The organism is Tautonia plasticadhaerens (genome assembly GCF_007752535.1).
Lineage (GTDB): Bacteria > Planctomycetota > Planctomycetia > Isosphaerales > Isosphaeraceae > Tautonia > Tautonia plasticadhaerens.
Genome location: NZ_CP036426.1, coordinates 7,494,755 through 7,517,431, shown reverse-complemented (window position 1 = coordinate 7,517,431; position 22,677 = coordinate 7,494,755). Strand labels below are relative to the sequence as shown.

At 71.0% G+C, this 22,677-nt stretch carries 17 protein-coding genes, 1 other RNA gene and 1 riboswitch; of the genes, 10 read left to right on the top strand and 8 right to left on the bottom strand.

What is annotated here, in order from left to right; all coding sequences use genetic code 11:
• Positions 1–11 precede the first annotated feature (11 nt).
• The 4 genes from ElP_RS29970 to ElP_RS29955 all read left to right on the top strand — a co-directional run bounded on the left by ElP_RS29970 (position 12) and on the right by ElP_RS29955 (position 3,820).
• Positions 12–905 carry a hypothetical protein gene (locus ElP_RS29970; RefSeq protein ID WP_145276504.1) on the top strand — a complete coding sequence of 298 codons (894 nt, stop codon included), beginning with the start codon at positions 12–14 and terminating at the stop codon, positions 903–905.
• Between the two features lie 12 nt (positions 906–917).
• A complete protein-coding gene (gene tsaD, locus ElP_RS29965) occupies positions 918–1,991 on the top strand; it encodes a tRNA (adenosine(37)-N6)-threonylcarbamoyltransferase complex transferase subunit TsaD (protein ID WP_145276502.1) in 1,074 nt (357 codons plus the stop codon).
• Positions 1,992–2,121: 130 nt separating this feature from the next.
• Positions 2,122–2,835 carry an HAD family hydrolase gene (locus ElP_RS29960; protein ID WP_145276500.1) on the top strand — a complete coding sequence of 238 codons (714 nt, stop codon included), beginning with the start codon at positions 2,122–2,124 and terminating at the stop codon, positions 2,833–2,835.
• A 97-nt stretch (positions 2,836–2,932) separates the two neighbouring features.
• Positions 2,933–3,820, top strand: a complete 888-nt coding sequence (locus tag ElP_RS29955; RefSeq protein WP_145276499.1) for a carbon-nitrogen hydrolase — start codon at positions 2,933–2,935, stop codon at positions 3,818–3,820.
• 331 nt (positions 3,821–4,151) lie between these two features.
• Here ElP_RS29955 and ElP_RS29950 read toward each other — a convergent pair whose 3' ends face one another.
• Both ElP_RS29950 and ElP_RS29945 read right to left on the bottom strand, forming a co-directional pair.
• Entirely contained in the window at positions 4,152–6,185 is a 2,034-nt protein-coding gene (locus ElP_RS29950; protein ID WP_197446489.1) for a glycoside hydrolase family 97 protein, read from the bottom strand.
• A gap of 148 nt (positions 6,186–6,333) precedes the next feature.
• On the bottom strand, positions 6,334–7,479 hold the full coding sequence (locus ElP_RS29945) for an acyl-CoA dehydrogenase family protein (protein WP_145276495.1): 1,146 nt from the start codon (positions 7,477–7,479) through the stop codon (positions 6,334–6,336).
• 281 nt (positions 7,480–7,760) lie between these two features.
• On the opposite strand from ElP_RS29945, the gene ElP_RS29940 reads away from it, so the two are divergent.
• From ElP_RS29940 to ElP_RS29930, 3 genes are all read left to right on the top strand, one after another.
• Complete coding sequence (locus ElP_RS29940) at positions 7,761–8,900, top strand: agmatine deiminase family protein (RefSeq protein WP_145276493.1); 1,140 nt, start codon at positions 7,761–7,763, stop codon at positions 8,898–8,900.
• Between the two features lie 116 nt (positions 8,901–9,016).
• On the top strand, positions 9,017–9,286 hold the full coding sequence (locus tag ElP_RS29935) for a MoaD/ThiS family protein (protein WP_145276491.1): 270 nt from the start codon (positions 9,017–9,019) through the stop codon (positions 9,284–9,286).
• Positions 9,287–9,315: 29 nt separating this feature from the next.
• Complete coding sequence (locus tag ElP_RS29930; protein ID WP_145276489.1) at positions 9,316–10,437, top strand: WD40/YVTN/BNR-like repeat-containing protein; 1,122 nt, start codon at positions 9,316–9,318, stop codon at positions 10,435–10,437.
• 152 nt (positions 10,438–10,589) lie between these two features.
• On the opposite strand, the gene ElP_RS29925 is transcribed toward ElP_RS29930, so the two are convergent.
• From ElP_RS29925 to rnpB, 5 genes are all read right to left on the bottom strand, one after another.
• Positions 10,590–11,333: a succinate dehydrogenase/fumarate reductase iron-sulfur subunit gene (locus ElP_RS29925; RefSeq protein WP_145276487.1), complete on the bottom strand. Its 744-nt coding sequence runs from the start codon at positions 11,331–11,333 to the stop codon at positions 10,590–10,592.
• A 4-nt stretch (positions 11,334–11,337) separates the two neighbouring features.
• Positions 11,338–13,266 carry a fumarate reductase/succinate dehydrogenase flavoprotein subunit gene (locus tag ElP_RS29920; protein WP_145276484.1) on the bottom strand — a complete coding sequence of 643 codons (1,929 nt, stop codon included), beginning with the start codon at positions 13,264–13,266 and terminating at the stop codon, positions 11,338–11,340.
• Between the two features lie 74 nt (positions 13,267–13,340).
• Positions 13,341–14,210 carry a succinate dehydrogenase cytochrome b subunit gene (locus ElP_RS29915; protein WP_197446488.1) on the bottom strand — a complete coding sequence of 290 codons (870 nt, stop codon included), beginning with the start codon at positions 14,208–14,210 and terminating at the stop codon, positions 13,341–13,343.
• A gap of 464 nt (positions 14,211–14,674) precedes the next feature.
• Complete coding sequence (locus ElP_RS29910; protein WP_145276480.1) at positions 14,675–15,013, bottom strand: hypothetical protein; 339 nt, start codon at positions 15,011–15,013, stop codon at positions 14,675–14,677.
• 224 nt (positions 15,014–15,237) lie between these two features.
• Positions 15,238–15,683, bottom strand: an RNA gene (gene rnpB / locus ElP_RS29905) — RNase P RNA component class A.
• A gap of 227 nt (positions 15,684–15,910) precedes the next feature.
• Between rnpB and ElP_RS29900 the strand changes: the two genes are divergently transcribed.
• Positions 15,911–16,408 carry an aminoacyl-tRNA deacylase gene (locus ElP_RS29900; RefSeq protein ID WP_145276478.1) on the top strand — a complete coding sequence of 166 codons (498 nt, stop codon included), beginning with the start codon at positions 15,911–15,913 and terminating at the stop codon, positions 16,406–16,408.
• Positions 16,409–16,459: 51 nt separating this feature from the next.
• Here ElP_RS29900 and ElP_RS29895 read toward each other — a convergent pair whose 3' ends face one another.
• The gene (locus tag ElP_RS29895; protein ID WP_231749315.1) at positions 16,460–19,513 is read right to left on the bottom strand and encodes a proline dehydrogenase family protein; all 3,054 of its coding nucleotides are present in this window, start codon (positions 19,511–19,513) and stop codon (positions 16,460–16,462) included.
• Between the two features lie 266 nt (positions 19,514–19,779).
• On the opposite strand from ElP_RS29895, the gene ElP_RS29890 reads away from it, so the two are divergent.
• Together ElP_RS29890 and thrC are read left to right on the top strand one after the other, a co-directional pair.
• On the top strand, positions 19,780–20,892 hold the full coding sequence (locus ElP_RS29890) for an acyltransferase family protein (protein ID WP_145276476.1): 1,113 nt from the start codon (positions 19,780–19,782) through the stop codon (positions 20,890–20,892).
• A 52-nt stretch (positions 20,893–20,944) separates the two neighbouring features.
• A riboswitch (SAM riboswitch) is annotated at positions 20,945–21,060 on the top strand.
• Between the two features lie 312 nt (positions 21,061–21,372).
• Positions 21,373–22,647, top strand: a complete 1,275-nt coding sequence (gene thrC / locus ElP_RS29885; protein ID WP_145276474.1) for a threonine synthase — start codon at positions 21,373–21,375, stop codon at positions 22,645–22,647.
• The last annotated feature ends 30 nt before the right edge of the window (positions 22,648–22,677 follow it).

The window sequence follows — 22,677 nt, the reverse complement described above, 5'->3', positions numbered from 1 at the left end:
CTGTCCGACTCATGCCCTGGCTCGGCGACAGGCGAGGAAACCTGGTCGACTGGCTCACGCAATGCTGGGTCTGGGCGACCGGCCGTAGGATCGCGCTGGCCGACGCACCGTGGCTGGCCGGGCCGATCGGCCGGACCCGGGGGATCGGGGCCGGCTTCTTCGAGGAGCTGGCCGGGCGCGAAGGCCTGGAGATCCGCCGGGGGGCCGACCTCGGGCTCCTGCCCGACTTCGACGCCCTGGCCGCTCCCGACTTCGACCCGGCGGCCGTCTCCCCGGCCGTGGCCGACTTCTACGAGCGGGCCGGGGCGTACGAACTGGACTCCTGGGCCCAGTGGAGCGGCTGGTTCCGCCCGTTCGGCGGGATGCTCGCCACGCTCTTCAGCCGGAGGCTCCAGCAGCTCAACGTCCCGCTCGGCGGCCTGGACACGAGCCGGGGGGTGACCAGCGAGGTGCTCCAGCTGGTCGACCCGGCCTCGGGGGAGGTCCGGCACACGGCCTGGGTCCGCCGGCTGGTGGCCAGCGGCGACGTGCTCTACGCGGGCAGCTATTCGCTGGGACACGTCCCCGGACGCCGGGGCCCTTGCGTGAAGGTCGTCTTCCCGCTGCCGAACGGGAATGCGATCGTGCTGATGCGGCCCGAGGCGCACCCGGACGGCTCCTTCTCGGTCGTCTCCGAGGGGGAGCGATTCGGCGATCCCGGCTTCTACTTCACCGTCGACGACGGGCCGGGCCTCCTCCGGGCCCGATACGTCGCCTCGATGCGGGAGCGGATTCACGTCTACCCGGGCGAGGACGACGCGGTGCGGGCCGATCACGTGCTCAGGTTCCGGGGCCTGACCTTCCTGAGGCTCCACTATCGGCTCCGGCCCATCCCTTCCCCGATGCCCGGCCCCTCGACTCCCTGACCGGACGCCACCGTGACCGACCCCCTCCTGCTGCTCGCCATCGAGACCACCTGCGACGAGACCGGCGCCGCCGTGCTGGAAGGGCCGAGGCCCCCGGCGGTCGGGGTGCCGAGGGTGCGGTCGAGCGTGGTGGCGTCCCAGGTGGACCTGCACGACCGGTTCGGCGGCGTGGTGCCGGAGATCGCGTCGAGGGAGCACGTCCGGCAGCTCCTGCCGATCGTGGACGAGGCGTTGCGGAGGGCGGGGGTGACCCTCGGGGAGATCGGGGCGGTGGCGGTGGCGACGAGGCCGGGGCTGGTCGGGTCGCTCGTGGTCGGCCTGACGGCGGCGAAGACCCTGGCCCTGGCGCTGGGCGTGCCGCTGGTGGCGGTCGACCACCTGGAGGCGCACCTCTACGCCTGTCAGCTCGCCGAGCCGGATCGGGAGGTCTACCCCTGCGTCGGCCTGGTCGTCTCCGGCGGCCACACCAGCCTGTTCGAATGCCGGGGGCCGATCGAGGCGGGTTTGCGCGGCGGGACGATCGACGACGCGGCCGGTGAGGCGTTCGACAAGGTCGCCGGCCTGCTCGGCCTGGGCTACCCCGGCGGCCCGGGCGTGGAGCGGGCCGCCCGGTCGGGAAACCCGAAGGCATATGAATTCCCGAGGGCCTTCCTGCGGGACGATCGGATCGCCTTCAGCTTCTCCGGGCTGAAGACGGCGGTGCTCTACGCGATCAGGGGGCAGGACTCCCGGGGCCGGGCCGGGTCCGACCCCGGCATCCCCGCCCCCGAGGTCGTGGCCGACTTGGCGGCGAGCTTCCAGGAGGCGGTGGTCGACGTGCTCGTCGCCAAGTGTCGCCAGGCGTTGAAACAGACGGGCCTGGCCCGGCTCGGGATCGGCGGCGGGGTGGCGGCGAACGGCCGGTTCCGGGACCGGATCTCGGCGATGGCCGCCGAGGAGGGCGTGGCCCTGTTCGTCCCTCCGATGTCCCTCTGCACCGACAACGCCGCCATGCTCGGCGTCGCGTTCCCCAAGCTCGCCGCCGGCCAGGTCGCCGACCTCGACGTCGACGTCACCGCCGGCCTCGTCCGCCCGTCCCGAGGCTGAAGGCTCGGGCACACCGCCAATTCTGGCCGCATCGGGCCGCGGCGGTGCCCTTCCCGATCCGGGGTTGACCGTCCAAAATGGTTGGATTGGGGGGATTTTGTCGGGTGGTGGCCCGGTGCGAGGGTTCGGCATGGAGCGGTCGGGGACCGGCTACGAGGGGGTCCGGGCGGTCATCCTGGATGCCGTGGGGACGTTGATCGACCCGGCACCCTCGGTGGCCGAGGTGTACGCGGGGGCGGCGAGGCGGCAGGGGTTGGAGGTCGAGACGGGGGAGGTCCGCCGCCGGTTCAAGGAACACTTCCGCCGCGACGAGCTGGACGACCTGCGGGGGCCGATGGTCACGGACGAGTCGATCGAGTATCGCCGCTGGCGGCGGATCGTCGGGGGGGTCTTGCCGGGCCTCGCCGAGCCGGATCGGGCGTTCCTGGAACTCTGGGAGCACTTCGGCCGCCCCGACGCATGGCGGTGCTTCGACGACGTGATCCCGGCGGTGGGGTTGCTCCGGGAGGCGGGCCTGGCGGTCCGGGTGGGTTCGAACTTCGACGGCCGGCTCCGCCAGGTGCTCCGGGGGCTGCCCGGGCTGGAGCCGCTGGCCGATTCGGTCGTCATCTCCTCGGAGGTCGGCTACCGGAAGCCGCACCCGTCGTTCTACCGGGCCGCCTGCGACCGCCTGGAGTTGCCCCCCCCTGTCGTCCTCTCGGTCGGCGACGACCCCGAGAACGACGACGCCGGGGCCCGACGCGCCGGGCTCTCCGCGGCGTTGATCGACCGATCCGGCCGGGTGGGGCCGAGGCCGGGCGTGTTCCCCGACCTCGTCTCGCTGGCCGCCGCGGTGGTCGGCTGAGGGAGGGGGGGGAGGCCGGGACCCCTGCTCGGGGCCGCCTGGATCGTGTTACGATGGGCGAAATCGAATCGACCCATCCTCAGACGGAGCCCCCCTGATGAGCCGATCGTCCCGGCCGTTCACCGTCGGACTCGTGCAGATGCGCTGCTCGACCGACCCGGACGAGAACCTCCGACGCGCCTGCGAGTTCCTCCGGGAGGCGTCGGCGAAGGGGGCCCAGGTGGCGTGCCTGCCGGAGCTGTTCCGCTCGCAGTACTTCTGCCAGGTCGAGGACCACGCCAACTTCGACCTCGCCGAGCCGATCCCGGGCCCCTCGACCGAGGCGATCTCGGCCGTGGCGAGGGAGACAGGCATGGTGATTGTCGCCTCGCTGTTCGAGCGCCGGGCGGCGGGGATCTACCACAACACGGCGGTGGTGCTGGATGCGGACGGCTCGATCCGGGGCCGATATCGGAAGATGCACATCCCCGACGACCCGCTCTATTACGAGAAGTTCTACTTCACCCCCGGGGACCTCGGGTTCCTGTCGTTCGAGACGAGCCGGGCGAACGTCGGGACGCTCGTCTGCTGGGACCAGTGGTACCCCGAGGCCGCCCGGCTGACCGCGCTGCGGGGCGCCGACATCCTCTTCTACCCCACCGCGATCGGCTGGCACCCCGCCGAGAAGGCCGAGTACGGCGAGGCCCAGGCCGACGCCTGGATGACCATGCAGCGGGCCCACGCGATCGCCAACGGCGTCTACGTCGCCGGGGTGAACCGGATCGGCCACGAGGGGGACCCTGCCGGCGGCATTGAGTTCTGGGGCGGCACCTTCCTCGCCGACCCCTTCGGCCGGATCCTCGCCAAGGCTGGGCCCGACACCGAGGAGATCCTCGTCGTCGAGTGCGACCCGAAGCTCATGGAGACGACCCGACGCCACTGGCCGTTCCTGAGGGACCGTCGGATCGACGCCTACACGCCGATCGTGGAGCGGTTCCTCTCCTGAGGGTTCCACTCGCCATGTTCCTCGGAAGATCGGTTCCGGCTCCCTCTCCCCACCAGTGGGGAGAGGGTCGGGGTGAGGGGCCGTCGATCGACTTCAGCGCCTAACGAGTCGTCCGGTCCCCCCTCACCCGGGCTTCGCCCACCCTCTCCCCCGAGGACGGGGGAGAGGGTCGGGGACGGACCCCCTCTCCCCGCTCGCGGGGAGAGGGCCGGGGTGAGGGGTCATCGAGGATTCGCCGGGCCTTGATCGTCGTCCGGTCCCCCCTCACCCGGCCTCCGACCACCCTCTCCCCCGCGGACGGGGGAGAGGGTCGGACTCAAGCGTCCGGCGGTCAATGAGTCCGGGCGCCTTCCCGGTCGGAGGCCAACGGGGAAATCCGGATGATCGCGCCGCCCGAGGGGGCGAGCTCCGCGTCGAGGAGATCCGTCGCGGAGACTTCCCGGGAGGAGTGGGAGAGCCGGGACGGGGCCGCCAGGTCATCGTGGTCGAGGTCCGCCTTGAAGCGGCCGGGGCCGAGGAAGGTGAGGGGGATGGACAGGGTTCGGGCCGCTCGATCGGTCATGGCGCCGACCCACCAGTCCTCCCCGTGGCGTCGGGCGATGACGACCGACTCGCCGATCGAGCCGGACAGGAGCTTGGTCTCGTCCCAGGTGCTCGGGATCGAGGCGAGGACCGGCAGGGCGGGGTGGCCCCGGTAGGCGGAGGGGTAGTCGGCGACCATCGGCAGGTGGTTCTGGAAGACGACGTAGGAGGCCAGCGTCCGGCAGGGCGTCCCCATGATGAGCGGGGCCACGTATCTCGGCTCGAACTCGGGGACGGGGACGGTGCGGAACGAGCCCTGGTGGAAGTCGAGCGGGCCGGCGAGCATCCGGGTGAAGGGGATGGTCAGCTCGTGCTCGGGGGGCACGCCCATCGGGTCCCACTTGTCGTATTCGAGGTTCAGCACGGCCTCGCTGGAGAGGAGGTTCGGATACGTCCGCTCCAGGCCCGTCGGCTTGGAGGCGCCGTGCAGGGTGACGGTGAGGTGGTTGGCCGCCGCCAGTTCCAGTACGTCCCGGAGGACGTTGACCATCTCCTGGTCGTCCCGGTTCATGAAGTCGAGCATGACACCCTCGACGCCCCACTCGCGGTAGAGCGGGAAGGCGTGCTCCATGTGGGCCCGGGCGGCCTCCCAGTGCATCCAGAGGCGGATCCGGACCCCTCTGGATTCGGCGTGGCGGAGGATCTCCTGGAAGTCGAGGCCCTCGCCTCCCTCGGTGATGCCGGCCCCCTCGTAGGGGCGGATCGGGCCGCCGTACCAGGCGAGGTTGTCGATCCCGTCGAGGGAATGGTAGGGGATCCCGGCCTCGGCGCAGAAGTCGATGTAATACTTCGCGGTTTCGGTGTTGAGGCCGGGCTCGAAGGGCACGCCCTCCTCGAAGAAGCCGTTCCACCACGGGAAGGTCGTCATCCCGGGCTCGATCCAGGAGACGTCGCCGATCGCGCACGGGTCGTTCAGGTTGAGCACGAAGTCCGACTCGACGAGCCCGGCCAGGTCGGGGGAGACGAGGATCGCCCGCCAGGGGGTCTCGTGGGGGAGGTCGGCCCGGACGGCGACCTCGGGCTCGTCGGGGAGGGGGGAGAGGCGGGAGACGAGCCGGGGATCGGGGCCGTCTCCCCGGACCAGGTACATGCCGGCGTAGTCGGTCAGGTCGGCCTCGGTGATCGCCGCGAGTCCCCCGCCGGGGAGTTCGAGGAGCAGGGGGAGGCCGATCAGCCAATCGGCCGGCACCTCCGAGACGGGGAGGCGGCGATAGCGGTCCTCGTAGGCGCTCTCGAACCCGTCCAGGGGGAGGGCCACGGCCCGGGTCCCCTCCGGCAGCGTGAAGGTCGATCGCTCCTCGGCGACGACCAGCGAATCCCACCCCGGTTGCTCGGGGAAGCGATAGCGGTAGGCGACCCCGTCGTCGGCGGCCCGGACGACGAGTTGCCAGCGCCGCTGCGATCGGCCCGCTTCGAGGAACCAGATCGTCACCTCGTCGGCCCGGTTGACGACCTCGCGCCGCTTGCCCGGGTGCTGGCGGTATCGCTCGTCGATCTCGGCCGATTCGACGCCCTCGATCGCCGAATCGGCACCGAGGATCGTCCCGTCTCCCAGCGCGATCCCGATCGGAGAGTCCAGGACCACGGGTCGGCCGTCGACGCTCACCCGATAGTGGGGCACAGGACCCTCATCGGCAGCCGCCTTGAGGAAGACCTCGGCCCGGATCCGGCCGTCCGGCGACTCGACGGCCACCGGATCGGGCTGCGCCCCGGCGATCGCCCGGGGGGCTTCCCGGGGGACGCATCCCAGCACGCAGAGGACCACCGCGACTGCTCGACTCATGCTGCACCTGGACCCGATGTCGCTCCGCTTGCACCCGGGGGCCATCCGACGCATGGCACATCGTCCCGTCCCGGATGCTAATCTGGGGCACGGGGCGAGGGTAGGGGACGCCGTCGAGGATTCCCGGGTGCTCGGGCATCCTTGCAGCTCAGAGCCGCAAGCGGGCCGCGATGATGTTGCGCTGGATGTCATTCGTGCCGGAGAAGATGACGCCGCCGACGCTGTCCCTGAGGTCGCGCTCGATGCCGTTCTCGCAGACGTAGCCGGCGGCGCCGAAGAGGCGGACGGCGTCGAGGCTGTTGGCGACGAAGCACTCGGAGACGTGGAGCTTGGCCATCGCGGCTTCGAGGGTGGCGTCCTCGCCCCGGGCCTTGGTGCGGGCGAAGCCGTAGACCAGCGGACGGCACGTTTCGAGGCGGAGTTTCATGTCGACGATGCGGTGGGAGACGGCCTGGAACTTGGAGATGGCCTGGCCGAATTGCTTGCGCTTGCGGGCGTGCTCGACGCAGCGTTCGAGCTGGCGTCGCATCGTGCCAAGGGTGCCGGCGAGGATCGCGCCGCGCTCCCATTCCAGCGCGGCGTTGAAGACCCGGGCGCCCCGTCCTTCCCGTTCGAGGATGGCGTCGAGGGGCAGCTCGCAGTCCTCGAAGGCCAACTCGGCCATCGGGGCGGTCCGCATGCCGAGCTTGGGGATCTCCCGGACGATCCGGAGGCCGGGGGTGTCCTTCGGCACGATGAAGGAGGTGAGGCCGAGGGCCCCCTTGCCGGGGTCGACGGTGGCGAAGACGACCAGCACGTCGGCGATGGCACCGCCGGTGATCCAGATCTTGCGACCGTTGAGGACCCAGCGGTCTCCCCGCTTCTCGGCCTTCGTGCTCATGCTGAAGATGTCGGAGCCGGCCTCGGGCTCGCTGGCGGCGTTGGCGCCGAAGAGGGTGCCGTCGCAGAGGCCGGGCAGCCATCGGCGCCTCTGCTCCTCGGTGCCGAAGGCGAGGATCGGCATGGTGACCGTCCAGAGCGAGGCGCCGAGGGCGAAGACGAGGCCGGTATCCGGGCAGCCGTAGCCGAGGCCCTCGACGGCGGCGACCGCCGAGAGGAGGTCGTCCCCCTGGCCGCCGTATTCCCGGGGGACGGGCAGGCCGAGCAGGCCGAGGGAGCCGCACCGACGATAGCCGTCCCGGTAGAAGGTGCCTTCGAGGTCGCGGGAGGCGACGTCGTCGACCAGCTCCGACTTCGCGAAGGTGACGGCGGCGTCGAACCAGGAGCGCTGGGCGGGGGTGAGCAGGTCGTCCATGGGGGCAGCCTCCGTGCCGCTCGATTGCTGGGGCAAGGCCCCGGTCCTCGGGGGATAGTCTAGCCCGACGGCGGATCGAGACAAGGGGAGAAGGGGATGCGGGAAGACCTCACGCAGAGGCGCGGGGAAGAAGAGGAGAGGGGATGATTGCCCCGTCTTCTCGGCGTCACTGCGGTCCTGCGCGAGATCTGTTCCCCATTCCACTGGTGCGGCTTAGGATGTGGCGTCCCGGGGTCGGCCGGATCGACCCTGCCTCGTTGCCCCCCCGAGCGGCCCGAACGATGTCATCGACCGACGAACCGACCCCGTCCCCGGCCGAACTGCCCTCGTCGCTCGGCTACCGGCTCCCGGCCGAGTGGGAGCCCCACGAGGCGACCTGGATCGCCTGGCCGCGGAACAAGGAGGACTGGCCCGGCAAGTTCGGGCCGATCCGGTGGGTGTACGCCGAGATCGTCCGATACCTGAGCCGGTCGGAGCGGGTCCGGATCCTCGTCGGCTCGGGGAAGGCGGAGCGGAGGGCGGCCGACGCCCTGGAGAAATCCGGGGTCGACCCCGATCGGGTCGAGTTCGTCCGCCATCGGACCGATCGCGGCTGGCTGCGCGACTCGGGGCCGATGTTCGTGGTCCGGGACCGGTCGCACGGCGCCGAGGGGGAGCCGCCCCCGGTGGCGCTGGTCGACTGGAAGTTCAACGCCTGGGCCAAGTACGACAACTGGACGCGGGACAACCGCCTGCCCCGGTTCGTGGCCGACCGGCTGGGGATGACGCGATGGGCCCCCCGGACGACGATCGAGCAGGAGTCGAGGCGGGTGGTGCTCGAAGGCGGGGCGGTCGACGTGAACGGCCTGGGGACGCTGATCACGACCGAGGAATGCCTGCTCTCGCACGAGCAGGAGCGCAACCCGGGCCTCGACCGGGCGGGATATGAACAGCTCTTGCGCGATTACCTGGGGGCTTCGAAGGTCATCTGGCTCGGCCGGGGGATCGTGGGGGACGACACGCACGGGCACGTCGACGACATCGCCCGGTTCGTCGACGAGACGACGGTGGTGGCCTGCGTCGAGGAAAACGAGGGGGACCCGAACCACGGGCCGCTCCGGGAGAACCTGGAGCGGCTCCGGGAGGCGACCGACCAGGACCACCGCCCGCTCCGGGTGGTGGAGCTGCCGATGCCCGCACCGGTCGTCTTCGACGGCCAGCGCATCCCGGCCAGTTATGCGAACTTCTACGTCGCGAACTCCGTCGTCCTCGTCCCGACCTTCAACGACCCGAAGGACCGGGTCGCGCTGGGGATCCTGGCCGACCTGTTCCCGGGCCGGGTGGTGGTGGGGATCCACGCGGTGGAGCTGGTCTGGGGATTGGGCACGCTGCATTGCCTGACGAGGGACCAACCGAAGGGGCCGGAACCATCGGCCGGATAACCACTTCTGGGAACTCGGCCGATTTCCTCCGCCCGGATGGGTTGACGGATTGCGGTCGAAGCCGTATGGATTGGTCCGGTGTATAACTGTTCCGGTCCCGGAGGCGGTCGTTCGTCATGGCCCGCGTCGTCTTCACGCAGAACATCCAGCGTCACGTGGCATGCCCGGCGTCGGAGGTGGCGGGCTCGAGCGTCCGAGCGGTGCTCGACGCCGTCTTCGAGGCCAACCCGAGGGCCCGGGGCTACGTGCTGGACGACCGGGGGGCGCTGAGGAAGCACATGTCCGTCTTCGTCGACGGCGATCGGATCGCCGACCGGGTCGGCCTGTCCGACCCGGTGCCGGAGGGGGCGGAGGTGTATGTCTTCCAGGCGCTCTCGGGCGGCTGACCGCGCTCCGAAGCTCACGGAGGTCCGCGATGGGACGGCGACTCCTGGTGGCCACGCGCAAGGGGCTGTTCACGATCGAGCGGTCGGGGTCGGGGGCGGGATGGGAGGTGGTCGGGGTCGCGTTCGAGGGGGACAACGTCCCGATGACGCTGGCCGACCCGAGGGACGGGGCGCTCTACGCGGCGCTCGACCACGGCCATTTCGGCTCGAAGTTCCACCGATCGGGGGACGGCGGGTCGACCTGGGAGGAGGTCGCGGTGCCGGTCTTCCCGGAACAGGGGCCGGAGGATGTCGAGACGCATCCGTTCACGGGCCAGCCCCAGCCCTGGGCGCTGGACAAGGTCTGGGCCCTGGAGCCGGGGGGGCCCGAGGAGGCCGGGGTGCTCTGGTGCGGGACGATCCCCGGCGGCCTGTTCCGGTCGGGGGACGGGGGCCGGTCGTGGGCGCTGGTGGAGACGCTCTGGCGGCATCCCTCGCGGAAGGCCTGGTTCGGCGGGGGGGCGGACCGGCCGGGGATCCACTCGATCTGCCTCGACCCGAGGGACCCGGGGCGATTGATGCTCGGCGTCTCCTGCGGCGGAGTCTGGGCGACGGACGACGGCGGGGCCTCCTGGGACTGCCGGGCCTCGGGGATGTTCGCCGCCTACATGCCCCCCGAGCACAAGGACGACCCGAACATCCAGGACCCCCACCGGGTCGTCCGCTGCCGGGATGAGCCCGATTGCCTCTGGGCCCAGCACCACAACGGCATCTTCCGGACGACCGACGGGGCGAGTTCCTGGCACGAGGTCGCGTCGGACCGGGTGCCCTCCACCTTCGGCTTCGCCGTGGCGGTCCACCCCGAAGATCCGGACACCGCCTGGTTCGTCCCGGCCCAGAAGGACGAGAAGCGGATCCCGGTCGGCGGCAAGGTCGTGGTGACCCGCACCCGGGACGGCGGACGGTCGTTCGACGTGATCACGGCCGGGTTGCCGCAGCGCAACGCCTACGACCTCGTCTATCGCCACGCGATGGACGTGGACGACCGGGGGGAGGTGCTCGCCTTCGGTTCGACGACCGGCTCGCTGTGGGTCTCGGAAGATTCGGGAGATTCCTGGCTCGCGGTCTCCGAGCACCTCCCGCCGGTCTACTGCGTGCGGTTCTCCGCCTGAGGCCAGGGGCGGATGACTCGGGGGGAGAAACGGTCCGTGCGGCCTCTCGCCGCGCAAGGTTTCGGGCCGGCCCGGGGAACCGGTGCCGGCCCGTTGATCGAGTGTTGGCCGGCGGGCATCGCCGGGCGAATCGGATCGGTCGCCCTGCGGGATCAGGCGCCGGTGAGGGTGGCGCGGAGGTACTCCCGGTTCATGACGCTGATGTTCTGGGTGCTGATCCCCTTCGGGCAGACGGCCTCGCACTCCTGGTAGTTGGAGCAGTTGCCGAAGCCCTCCTGGTCCATCCGCTCGACCATGTTCAGGACGCGTCGCTTGCGCTCGACCTGGCCCTGGGGGAGCTTGGCGAGTTGGGAGACCTTGGCCGAGGTGAAGAGCATGGCCGACGCGTTCTTGCAGGCGGCGACGCAGGCGCCGCAGCCGATGCAGGTCGCGGCGTCGAAGGCCATGTCCGCGTCCTCCTTGCGGATGGCGGTGGCGTTGGCCTCGGGTGCGGAGCCGGTGTTGATGGAGACGTATCCGCCGGCGGAGATGATCCGGTCGAAGGCGGAGCGGTCGACCATCAGGTCCCGGACGACGGGGAAGGGCTCGGCGCGCCAGGGCTCGATGTAGATCTCGTCGCCGTCCTCGAAGCTCCTCATGTGGAGCTGGCAGGTGGTGGTCTGCTCGGGGCCGTGGGCGACGCCGTTGATGACCATGCCGCAGGAGCCGCAGATCCCCTCCCGGCAGTCGTGGTCGAAGGCGACGGGCTCCTCCCCCTTGGTGATCAGCTCCTCGTTGAGGCCGTCGAGCATCTCGAGGAAGGACTGGTCGGGGCTGACCCCCCTGGCCTGATAGGTGACCATGCGGCCGGCGGCGGCGGGGCCCTTCTGGCGCCAGACGTGAAGCGTGAGATTCATGGGATTACTTGTAGCTCCGGGTCGCAAGCTGGACGTTCTCGAACACCAGGGGCTCGAGGATCAGGTCGGGGTCGGGGTCGGTGCCATTGGACTTCCAGCAGGAGACGTGGCAGAAACGCTCGTCGTCCCGGAGGGCCTCCCCCTCGTCGGTCTGGTGCTCCTCGCGGAAGTGGCCGCCGCAGGACTCCTCCCGTGCCAGGGCGTCCCGGCACATCAGCTCGGCCAGGTCGATGAAGTCGGCGGTGCGGCCGGCCTGTTCCAGCGAGATGTTCAGGTCTTCGCCCGAGCCGACGACCTTGACGTCCTCCCAGAATTCCTGGCGGATCTCGGGGATCCTGGCGATGGCCTCCTTCAGGCCCTCGGCGTTGCGGGACATGCCGCACTTGTCCCAGACGAGCTGGCCGAGCTGGCGGTGGAAGGAGTCGGGCGTGCGCCGGCCGTTGATCGACAGGAAGGTGCGGATTCGGTCCTTGACGCGGGCCTCGGCCTGGTCGAACTCGGGGTGGTCGGCGGAGGCGTCCAGCTTCTTGAAGCGGGCGAAGTAGTCGCCGATGGTGTAGGGCAGCACGAAGTAGCCGTCGACCAACCCCTGGAGCAGCGCGCTGGCGCCGAGGCGGTTGGCGCCGTGGTCGGAGAAATTCGCCTCGCCGATGACGAATAGGCCGGGGAGGTTGCTCATCAGGTTGTAGTCGACCCAGAGCCCCCCCATGGTGTAGTGGCTGGCCGGGTAGATGCGCATCGGGACCTTGTAGGGGTCCTCGTCGGTGATGCGCTGATACATGTCGAACAGGTTGCCGTACTTAGCGGCGATGTTCTGGGCGCCGAGGCGGCCGATCGCGTCGCGGAAGTCGAGGTAGACGCCGACGCCGGTCGGGCCGACCCCCCGGCCCTCGTCGACGACCCGCTTGGCGGCCCGGCTGGCAATGTCCCGGGGGGCGAGGTTGCCGAAGGAGGGGTAGATGCGCTCCAGGTAGTAGTCGCGGTCCTCGTCGGGGATCTGGTCGGGGGCCCGCTTATCGCCGGGCGTCTTCGACACCCAGACGCGGCCGTCGTTGCGGAGCGACTCGCTCATCAGGGTGAGCTTCGACTGGTGCTCCCCGTGCGGGGGGATGCAGGTCGGGTGGATCTGCGTGTAGCAGGGGTTGGAGAAGTAGGCCCCCTGGCGGTAGGCACGGAAGCCGGCGGTGACGTTGCAGCCCTTGGCGTTGGTGGAGAGGTAGAAGACATTGCCGTAGCCGCCGGTGGCCAGGACGACGGCGTCGGCGCAGTGCTTCTCGACCTTGCCGGTGACCATGTCGCGCGTGATGATGCCGATGGCCCGGCCGTTGGCGACGACCAGGTCCAGCATCTCGGTGCGCGGGAACAGCGTGATCTTGCCGGCGTTGACCTGGCGCATCATCGCCTGGTAGCAGCCGAGCAGCAGCTGCTGGCCGGTCTGGCCCCGGGCGTAGAAGGTCCGGGAGACCTGGGCGCCGCCGAAGGAGCGGTTGGCGAGGGTGCCGCCGTACTCCCGGGCGAAGGGGACGCCCTGGGCGACGCACTGGTCGATGATGTCGGTGGACAGCTCGGTGAGGCGGTAGACGTTCGCCTCCCGGCTGCGGAAGTCGCCGCCCTTGATGGTGTCGTGGAAGAAGCGCCGGACCGAGTCGCCGTCGTTCTGATAGTTCTTGCAGGCGTTGATGCCGCCCTGGGCGGCGATGGAGTGGGCGCGTCGGGCGCTGTCCTGGTAGCAGAAGGACAGGACGTTGTAGCCCAGCTCGGCGAGCGTGGCGGCGGCGGAGCCGCCGGCCAGGCCGGTGCCGACGACGATGACCGTGTACTTGCGCTTGTTGTTCGGCGAGACGAGCTTCATCTCGCCCTGGTGTCGGGTCCACTTCTGGTCGAGCGGGCCGTCGGGGATCCGGGCGTCGAGCCTCTCTTCGAGGACCTTCATGCGCGTGCCTTTCCTGGACGGTCGGACGGTCGGGTGTGCGGGGGGGCGTTCGCGATCGGGCGAATCGGGTCGGCTCAGATGTCGAAGAGGCCGATGCCGGTCCAGTGGTCGAGCAGGATGACCAGCGGGATCGAGACGTTGCCGATGACGATCACCGTCGCGGCGACCGGGCCGAGCAGGAACATCGCCTTGCGATATTTCGGCGAGGTCAGGCCGAGGGTCTGGAACATGGCGCCGGCGCCGTGGCTCAGGTGCAGGCCGAGCAGGACCATGGAGACGATGTAGGCCAGCGAGATCAGCGGGGAGCGGAAGCCGAGGATGACCATGCGGTAGACGTCCCGGCGGTACTCGCGCCTCGCCTCGGCGCCGACGGAGTCGGCCGGGATCTCCCGGATGGCGGCGGCGGCCTCGGTCGCGATCCCGTCCTCGGCCGGGGTGTCGGCGGCGGCCTCGGAGGCGGCGACGGCGTCCGCCTCGGCCTGGCCGGGGCCGATCTGGGCGGGGGGCTCGTAGCGGACCAGCGTGACCGGTCGGCCCTCGTGCTCGTAGTACTGCTGGTAGTCCGGGTTGGTCACCTGGACGGTGAAGTGGAGTAGGTGGTAGACGAGGAACGACAGCACGAGCAGGCCGGAGAGGATCATCGACCGCGAGGCCGTGGAGGCCCGGGTCGTCCGCTCCATCACGTAGCGTTGGGGCCTGGAGGCGCGGTTCTCGCGGTAGAGCCAGACGGTGAAGCCGATGTGCAGCGCGACGGCCGCCAGCAGGGAGAATCGGACGACCCAGAGCAGTTCGGGCATCGAATGCAGGAACTCGGCGTACTTGTTGATCGTCTCCCGGCCGAGGAAGATCTGCAGGTTGCCGACCATGTGGCCGATGACGAAGCCGAACATCAGCAGGCCGGTGACGGCCACCACGGCCTTCTTGGCGATCGATGAGCGGAGCATTCCAGGATCCCAGTGAGGAGGAAGCCCCGTCGCCGGCCGCCGGGCGGCCCGAGGGCCGGGGCGGTCGTCCGGGGAGGGGAGTGCTCGGGACCGTCGTCGGCCCGGGAGCGAGGCGGGCGGGGTCGGCCGGGACGGGGGACGACATCCCTCGTCATCATAAACCGACGGGGGCGCGATTGCCATTGCTCGTCGGCGGCGGGCCGGGGGGCGGGGGGCCGGCCCGGCCCACCGCTCGTTGTAGGTCCCTCGGATCGGGCGTCAAGCGTCCTCTCCGGTTCGGTCGGTCCGGCCGGCGCGACGGGACGGTTGGTCGTCCCGGCCGCCGGGGGGGCCCGACGGCGGCCTTGAATCCCCCGGCCGATCGGCGAGGGATCCCCTGGGGACGACCGAGGCGGGGGCCGAGGGGGAGCCGGGGTCGAAGGCCGATCGGCCGGGAAGGGGCGCCCCGAGGCGGAGGGGGCCGCTCAGCGATCCAGATCCAACTCGGTGACCTCGAGGTCGCCCGACCGGGATCGGCGGGCCTTGACCCGCACGGGGCTGCCGTGGCAGAGGTTCTCCCCCAGGTCGGCCAGCCAGCCGAGGTCCGGGACGAGGACCGCATCGGCCTCCACCGTCAGCAGTTCCCGGGGCCTGCCCCGAGGGACGACCTGGAGGACCAGCCTGGAATCCCAGTCGCAGGATCCGGCGGGCTCGACCCAGGAGTCAACGATCGACCCGAGCAGAAACAACTCGGGAGCCTCGGCCGGCGCGTCCGCGGCCGGGCGGGCGATGCGATCGACGGCGCTCGGGGCTGCGGCACTCATCCGCCTCGCTCCTTGCTGATCGGGACGGATCGGGGGAGGACCGATCGTTGGTCCAGGATCATCGATCCCTGATGCATCCATCATAGTGCGCCGGCCGCCGTACGGCAAGACAGGATTCATCGGATTTCACGGGGGGCGGACGGTCCGTCCGTCGATCGCGCGGACCGGAGTCGTCGGGCGGGCCGGGAGCGGGTTCGGCCCGCGGGTCGGGATGGCGGGGGTGGGATTCGTGACGGGCGATAAGCCGGATTCTGTCGGGCGCCCGAAGGCGCCCGGATGACCATTTCTCTGGGACGCCGGTTGCCCGACGCCTCGAGCGACCTACCCGGGGGTCGGTGGCGGGCCGGGCCGACCCGCGGGACCGGGCGGTTGCCCGACCGGTCCGCTGCCCCCTTATTTGGTCTTGCTCCCGATGGGGTTTGCCGAGCCAGGCCGGTCGCCCGGCCTGCTGGTGAGCTCTTACCTCACCGTTTCACCCTTACCGCCCCGGCCCGAAGGCCGGGGAGGCGGTTTACTCTCTGTTGCACTTTCCCTACCCGTCCCGTCACCAGGCCGGGCGGTGGGCGTTACCCACCATCGCGCCCTTCGGAGTCCGGACTTTCCTCCCCGGGATGCTCCCGACGCCCGATCGCTCGGACGCGGGCCCCGGGGCGGTCATCCGCCCGCCACGAACCACGCCCTCATTCTACGGGTCCGAGCAAGGGGAATCTGCCCCCCATCGCCACCGAAGCTCCCCGGCCGTCCCGGATCCCCCCGCTCGGCATCATCTCCTCGACCCGATCCTCCGACCATGCTCGCGGCGGCCTGATCCGACATCCTGGCACGAAAAATGTTACCCAGACTCCCCAGATCAGCTATACTGCTGAAGGCAATCACAACGATTGGGAGGGTCGTGCGATGTGCATCCGGGGTTACCTGCAAGAGAATCGGGTGCGGTACGAGGCGATGCTCCACCGGCCCGAGTCGACGGCCTCTCGGCGGGCGCATAGCGTCCACGTCCCGGGGGACCAGGTGGCCAAGTCGGTCCTGGTCCGGGCGGACGGCCGGTTCGTGCTGGCGGTGCTGCCGAGCACGCACCGGGTCGACCTGGAGCGCCTGGGGGGGGTGCTGGGGGCGGGTTGGGTCCGCCTGGCGACCGAGGACGAGCTGGCCGGCATCTTCGTCGATTGCGAGCGGGGGGCCATCCCCCCGTTCGGCCGCCTCTACGGCCTGGAGACGGTGGTGGACGCCAGCCTGGCGGCCTGGGCCGAGATCGTGGTCGAGGCCAACCTGAGGCACGAGGACCTGAGGCTCCGCTACCGGGACTTCGAGGCGATCGAGTCCCCACTGCGGGCCCGGTTCGCCCGGCCGATCGCCCCCCGTCGGGTGCGGCCCATGGGCCGCCGGGCCGGCTGATCGGGACCGAGGGGGCCGGGGGAGCACCACCCCCCGGCCCGCCCCATCTGTTCAGATGCCGACGTCGCCCCGGACCTCGACCTCGGCCAGTTCGTCGACGTCGGGGGCGAAGCCCCGCCTCATGGTGTTCTCGGTGACGCATCGGGCCAGGAGGAATTCGAGCAGGTAGTCGGGGCCGCCGGCCTTGGTGCCGATGCCGGACATCCGGAAGCCGCCGAAGGGCTGGCGGTCGACCAGGGCCCCGGTGCAGGGGCGGTTGATGTAGAGGTTGCCGACGAGGAAGGAACCCCGGACCCGCTCGATGTGCGCCGGGCTCCGGGAGTAGAGGCCGCCGGTCAGGGCGTACTCGACGCCGTTGGCGATCCGCAGCGCGTCGTCGAGGTCGTTCGCCCGGATGACTGCGAGCACGGGGCCGAAGATCTCCTCCCGGGCGACCCGGGCCTTCGGGTCGACATCGGCGACGATGAGCGGGCCGACGTAGTGGCCCCGGTCCCGGAGGGGGTCGACGTCGACGTCGGCCACGACCCGGCCCTCGGATCGGGCGTCGGCCTTGGCCCGCTCGATCCGGTCCCGGGCCTCGGCGTCGATGACCGGGGGCACGGCCGAGTCGGGGTCGTCGGCGGGGCCGACGGTCCAGGAGGGGACGGCCTCGGCCAGCCGGGAGACGAAGGCGTCATAGACCCCGTCGAGGACGATCGCCCGGGAGCAGGCCGAGCACTTCTGGCCGGCGTAGCCGAGGGCGCTGGCGAGGACGCCGACGACGGCCTCGTCCAGGTCGGCGTCGTCGTCGACGATGATGGCGTTCTTGCCCCCCATCTCGGCGATCACCCGCTTGACGTGCCGCTGGCCGGGCCTGGTCTCGGCGGCGGAGCGGTTGATCGACAGGCCGACGGCCCTGGAGCCGGTGAAGGCGACGACGGCGGCCCTGGGGTCCTCGACCAGGGCGGCGCCGACCTCCTCGCCGACCCCGGGGAGGTACTGGACGACCTCCGGCGGCGCCCCGGCCTCCCGGAGGATCGAGACCAGGTGCCAGGCCATGACCGGCGACTGCTCGGCGGGCTTGAGCACGACCGGGCAGCCGGCGACCAGCGCGGCCGCGGTCATGCCGCAGGGGATCGCCAGGGGGAAGTTCCAGGGCGGGATGACGACGGCGGGGCCCCGGCCGAAGTAGGAGAGGCGGTTGGTCTCCCCGGCGACGTCCCGGCGACGGGGGTCGGCCAGGTCGATCATCCGTCGGGCGTAGAACTCGCAGAAGTCGATCGCCTCGTCGACGTCGGCCGTGGCCTCCTGCCAGGGCTTGGCACACTCGAAGACCTCCCAGGCGGCCAGCTCGAAGAGGCGGGCCCGCATGATGGCGGCGGCCTTCAACAGCACGTCGGCCCGCTCCCGGTCGGGCCGGCCCGACCAGGACGGGTAGGCGGCCTCGGCGCCGCTCAAGGCCCTGTCGGCATGGTCGCGGGTGGCCTTGGCCGATCGGCCGACGATGAGGGAGGCATCGCTGGGGCTCTCGGAGACGAGGGAATCCCCGGTGCGGACCTCGTCCGGGCCGATCAGCAGGGGGTACTCCCTCCCGAGCCGGGAGCGGACCTCCTCCAGGGCGGCACGCATCCGGTCCCGGTTCTCCGCCCGGGAGAAGTCGACGGGGGGCTGGTTGGCGAACGGGGGGAGGACGCCGGGTTCGGCCTCGGGACGGGCTCGGGTCGCGAGGGCTCGCATGGTGCCGACCTCCTGGGGGCTCTTGAGGAGTTCGCCGATCGGGGCGTCGCCCTGGGCGCTGGCCTTGAGGAAGGACTCGTTCGAGGTGTTCTCCAGCAGTCGGCGGACGAGGTACGCCATGCCGGGCAGCATCGCGCCGTAGGGGGAATAGACGCGGACCCGGTGCCCCCGGCCGACCAGGGCGCGCCGGATGGGGTCCCCCATGCCGTGGAGGATCTGGACCTCGTAGGAGTCGGTCGGGATCCCCCGGACCTCGGCCCCGGCCATGGCGTGGGCGAGGCTCCGGAGGTTGTGCGAGCCGAAGGCGGGCCGGAGCCACCGGCGGTGGTCGAGCAGGAAGTCGGAGCAGCGTTCGTAGCAGGCGTCCGTCTCCCACTTCCGGGCCCAGACCGGGATCGGCCAGCCGACCTGCCGGGCGTGCAGGACCTCGTAGTCCCAGTACGCCCCCTTGACCAGCCGGACCGTGACGGGGGTCCCCCGGCCCTCGGCCCATCCGAGGAGCATCCGCAGGTCGGCCTCGGCGTCCCGCAGGTAGGCCTGGCAGACGATCCCGAAGTGGGGGTAGGCGCGGAACTCGGCCTCGTCCAGGACGCGGCGGAAGATGGCGTAGGTGAGGTCCTTGTACGCGTATTGCTCCATGTCGACGTTGACGAACGCCCACCGGGCGATCGCCTCCCGGAGGATCGGGCGGAGGCGGTCCAGGACCCGGTCGGCGGTGGCCTCGGCGGCGGTCGGGTCGAACCGGGCGGTGAGGCTGGTGAGCTTGAGCGAGAGGTTGGCCCGGGGGATCGGGCCGTGCTCGTCGCGGTCGATCAGCCGGATCTCGGGCTCCTCGGCGAGCGGCCCGGCCAGCCCCCGGATCAGCTCGATGCAGGTGTGCCGGTAGGCGTCGGCCTCGGCCTCGGTGATGACCGCCTCGCCGAGCAGGTCGGCGGTGAAGGCGACCCGCTTGCGGCGGAGCCCCAGGACGGTCCGGAAGGCTTCCTGGGGGGTGCTCCCGGTGATGAACCGGCGGGCCATCCTCGTCGCGGCGGCGCGGGCCATCCCGGCGAGCATCCGGTCGCCGACGGGCCCGGGGGGGGCCATCGCCAGGGGCATCGAGAGCAGGGCCGGCACCCGGACCCCCGCCTCGGCGAGGTACTCGTTGAGGTGCCGGCGCACCGAGGCGGGCTCGACCAGCGTCGGCAGGGCGTCGATGAACCGGAAGAGCTGGACCTTGACCTCGGGGTCGTCCATGGTCAGGCCCATGAGCTGGTCGTCCCACCAGGCCCGATCGAGCGGGGACGCCCCCCCGCCGATGCGGCGGAACAACTCCCGGCCGATCTCCCGGGTCCGCTCCTCGACGGCCCGGGGCCCCGGGGCGGCCTGCATCCTCTCGGTCGTCGCCATGCCCGCGTCTCCCGTGATCGAATGGGCGTGCCTCGCCCTATTGTACGACCGAGCGGGGCCGGGGGATCGGGAAGACGCCCGGGGGAGATCGGGACGCCAATGGCCTTGACGGATCCGGGCATCGTCGCGATAACCGTCCGCCCGGCGGCGTCCGGACCCCCGGACCCTCAAACCCCGACGCTCGCCCGGCCGCCTCCGACCCGACACCGGGACGGAGGACAGTCGGACCTCGCCTCGCCCGATCGACCGACACGGAGGTCACCCCGATGAGCACCGCCTCGGCGCCCGTCCCCGCACCGCCCGAGCCCGCCACCCGGGCGGATCGGGTCACCTGGCTGGACACCTTCCGGGGGCTCTCGATCGCGCTGGTCGTGCTCGGGCATGTCCTGGGGGGCCTGGCGTTCGCTTCGTTCGTCTCCGAGTCGGGCAAGCAGTGGCTCTGGGCGGCGTACGACCTGCTCTACACCTTCCGGATGCCGGCCATGTTCCTGGCCTCGGGCCTGTTCGCGGCCCGGTCGCTCCGGAGGGGGTTGCCCCGGTTCCTGGGCGACAAGACCCGGACGCTGGCCTATCCCTACCTGGTCTGGTCGCTGATCGGCTGGGTCGGCCTCTCGGCCGCCTCGGGCCTGGCCAACAATCAGGCCGACCCCCTTACCCCCCTGAAGATGCTGGTCGACCCGATGCAGGGGGTCTGGTTCCTGTACGTCCTGTTCGTGGTGATGGCCGGCTACGGGCTCTGGGCCGCAATGGGCGGGAGTGCCCGGGGGTTCCTGGCGGCCGGGGCGTTGCTGCATGGGGTGGTGCCGTTCTGGGAGGCGGCGCCGTCGATGCTGGTGCAGGTCGCCCTCTTCGCCGTCTATTTCGGCATGGGACTGGTGCTGGCGGAGCACGTGAGGGCCATCGGAAATCGGCTGACCCCCCGGCTCCTGCTGCTGGTCGTGCCGTCGAGCTTCGCGTTGATGAAGGGGGCGGTGGCCCTGGGGCTGGACGAGGTGCCGGCCCTCGACCTGGTCCCGGCGCTGCTGGGGACGGCCGGGATGTTCGGCGTGGCGATGCTGATCGACCGCCTGCCCGGGGTGGAGGCCCTGCGGTACTTCGGCAGGAACTCGCTGCAGATCTACGTGGCCGGCGGGCACGGGTCGGTGGCGACCCGGATCGCCCTGCACAAGGTGCTCGGGATCTCGGCGTTGGGGACCCACATCGCCCTGGGGACCGTGGCCGGCCTGGTGCTCCCCCTGGTGCTGGTGGCGGCCTGCGAGGCGGTCGGGTTCCGCTACCTGTTCGCCTGGCCGAAGCCGGAGGGGGACGGGGCCGATCGGGCCGCCTCGGCGGGGGCCCGGAGGCATCCGGGGCGGGTCGTCGGCGTCCCGAGCCCTTGACTCGGGGCCTCGCGCCGGGTTATCCTTCTCCAACATTCTCAATCCGGCGCGCATCTTATCCAGAGTGGCTGAGGGACGGGCCCTGTGACGCCACAGCAACCGATCCGCCAACGGGGCGGATGCTGGTGCTAATTCCCGCCCAACCGATTGCGACGCGGTCGACATGAACCGCCGATGCATCGGCTGATTATTGGGGGAGATGAGATGGCCTCTCGACCGCTCGGTTCGCCCCGACGGGCGAATCGGCCGGCCCCCTCGCATCTTCCCTCCTCTTCGCCTCCCCCCTCGCCCCACTCGGCGATAAGCATGCCGCCGGATCGGACCGGACCACGGCGCCCGGTGTCGCCCTCGGGGACGTTCCCGGGGGACGAGCCAGGCGCCCGACCCTTGCCGGCCCGACGCCGCGATCCGCCCCCCCGACACGAGGTCGGGGGCCAGCTCGATCGGGCAGGCGGCCGAGCCGACCCGGGAGGACCATCGGTGAGCTCCGAATTCGTCCGCGGCCTGAAGTGTCGACTCTGCGGGAAGCTCTATCCCAAGGAAGCCCTGAATTTCTGCACCGAGGACTTCGGCCCGCTTGAGGTCGATTACGACTACGAGGCGATCGGCCGGTCCCTGAGCCGCGAGGCGGTCGAGCGTCGCCACCGGACGATGTGGCGCTACAAGGAGCTGCTGCCGATCGACGGCGAGCCGACCGTCGGGCTGCAGGTCGGCTGCACCCCGCTGGTGAAGGCGACCCGCCTGGCCGAGGCACTGGGCGTCCGCGAGCTGTACATCAAGAACGACGCGGTGAACTACCCGACCCTCTCGTTCAAGGACCGGGTGGTCGCGGTGGCGCTGTCGAAGGCCGTGGAGCTGGGCTTCGACACCGTCGGGTGCGCCTCGACGGGCAACCTCGCCGGGTCGGTGGCCGCCAACGCCGCGGCGGCGGGCCTGGAGGCGTACGTCCTGATCCCGGACGACCTGGAGCAGGGCAAGGTGCTCGGCGCCACCATCTACGGCGCGAAGGTGGTGGCGATCAGCGGGAATTACGACAAGGTCAACCGCCTCTGCTCGCAGATCGCCTTCCGCTTCGGCTGGGGCTTCGTGAACGTCAACCTCCGGCCGTTCTACGCCGAGGGGTCGAAGTCGATGGGCTTCGAGATCGCCGAGGACCTCGGCTGGCGGGCCCCCGACCACGTCGTCGCGCCGATGGCCGGTGGCAGCCTGATCGGCAAGCTCTACAAGGCGTTCAAAGAGCTGGAGGGCCTGGGCTGGATCGACCCGGTCCGGACCCGGATGTTCGGCGCCCAGGCCACCGGCTGCAACCCGATCACCAACACGATCAAGACCGACGCCCCGCGGGTGAAGCCGGTCCGGGACCCTCGGACGATCGCCAAGAGCCTGGCCATCGGCGACCCGGCCGACGGCTTCTTCGCCTCGAAGCTGATGAAGGAGACCGGCGGCTGGGGCGAGGACGTGGACGACGAGGCGATCGTCGACGCCATGAAGCTGCTGGCCGAGACCGAGGGGATCTGGGCCGAGACCGCCGGCGGCGTCACCCTGGCCGTCACGAAGAAGCTCATCGAGCAGGGCAAGATCGACCGGGACGGCACCACCGTCGTCTGCATCACCGGCAACGGCCTGAAGACCCAGGAGGCGGTGATCGACCGCATCGCCCGCCCCCCGGTGATCAATCCCACGCTCGCCGAGTTCGAGACGCTCATCGGCACCTCCGCCCCGGCCGAGGCCGAGCTGGCCCCCGCCGGCGCCTGAGCCGGTCCGGTCCGGGGCGCCGGTCTCGGG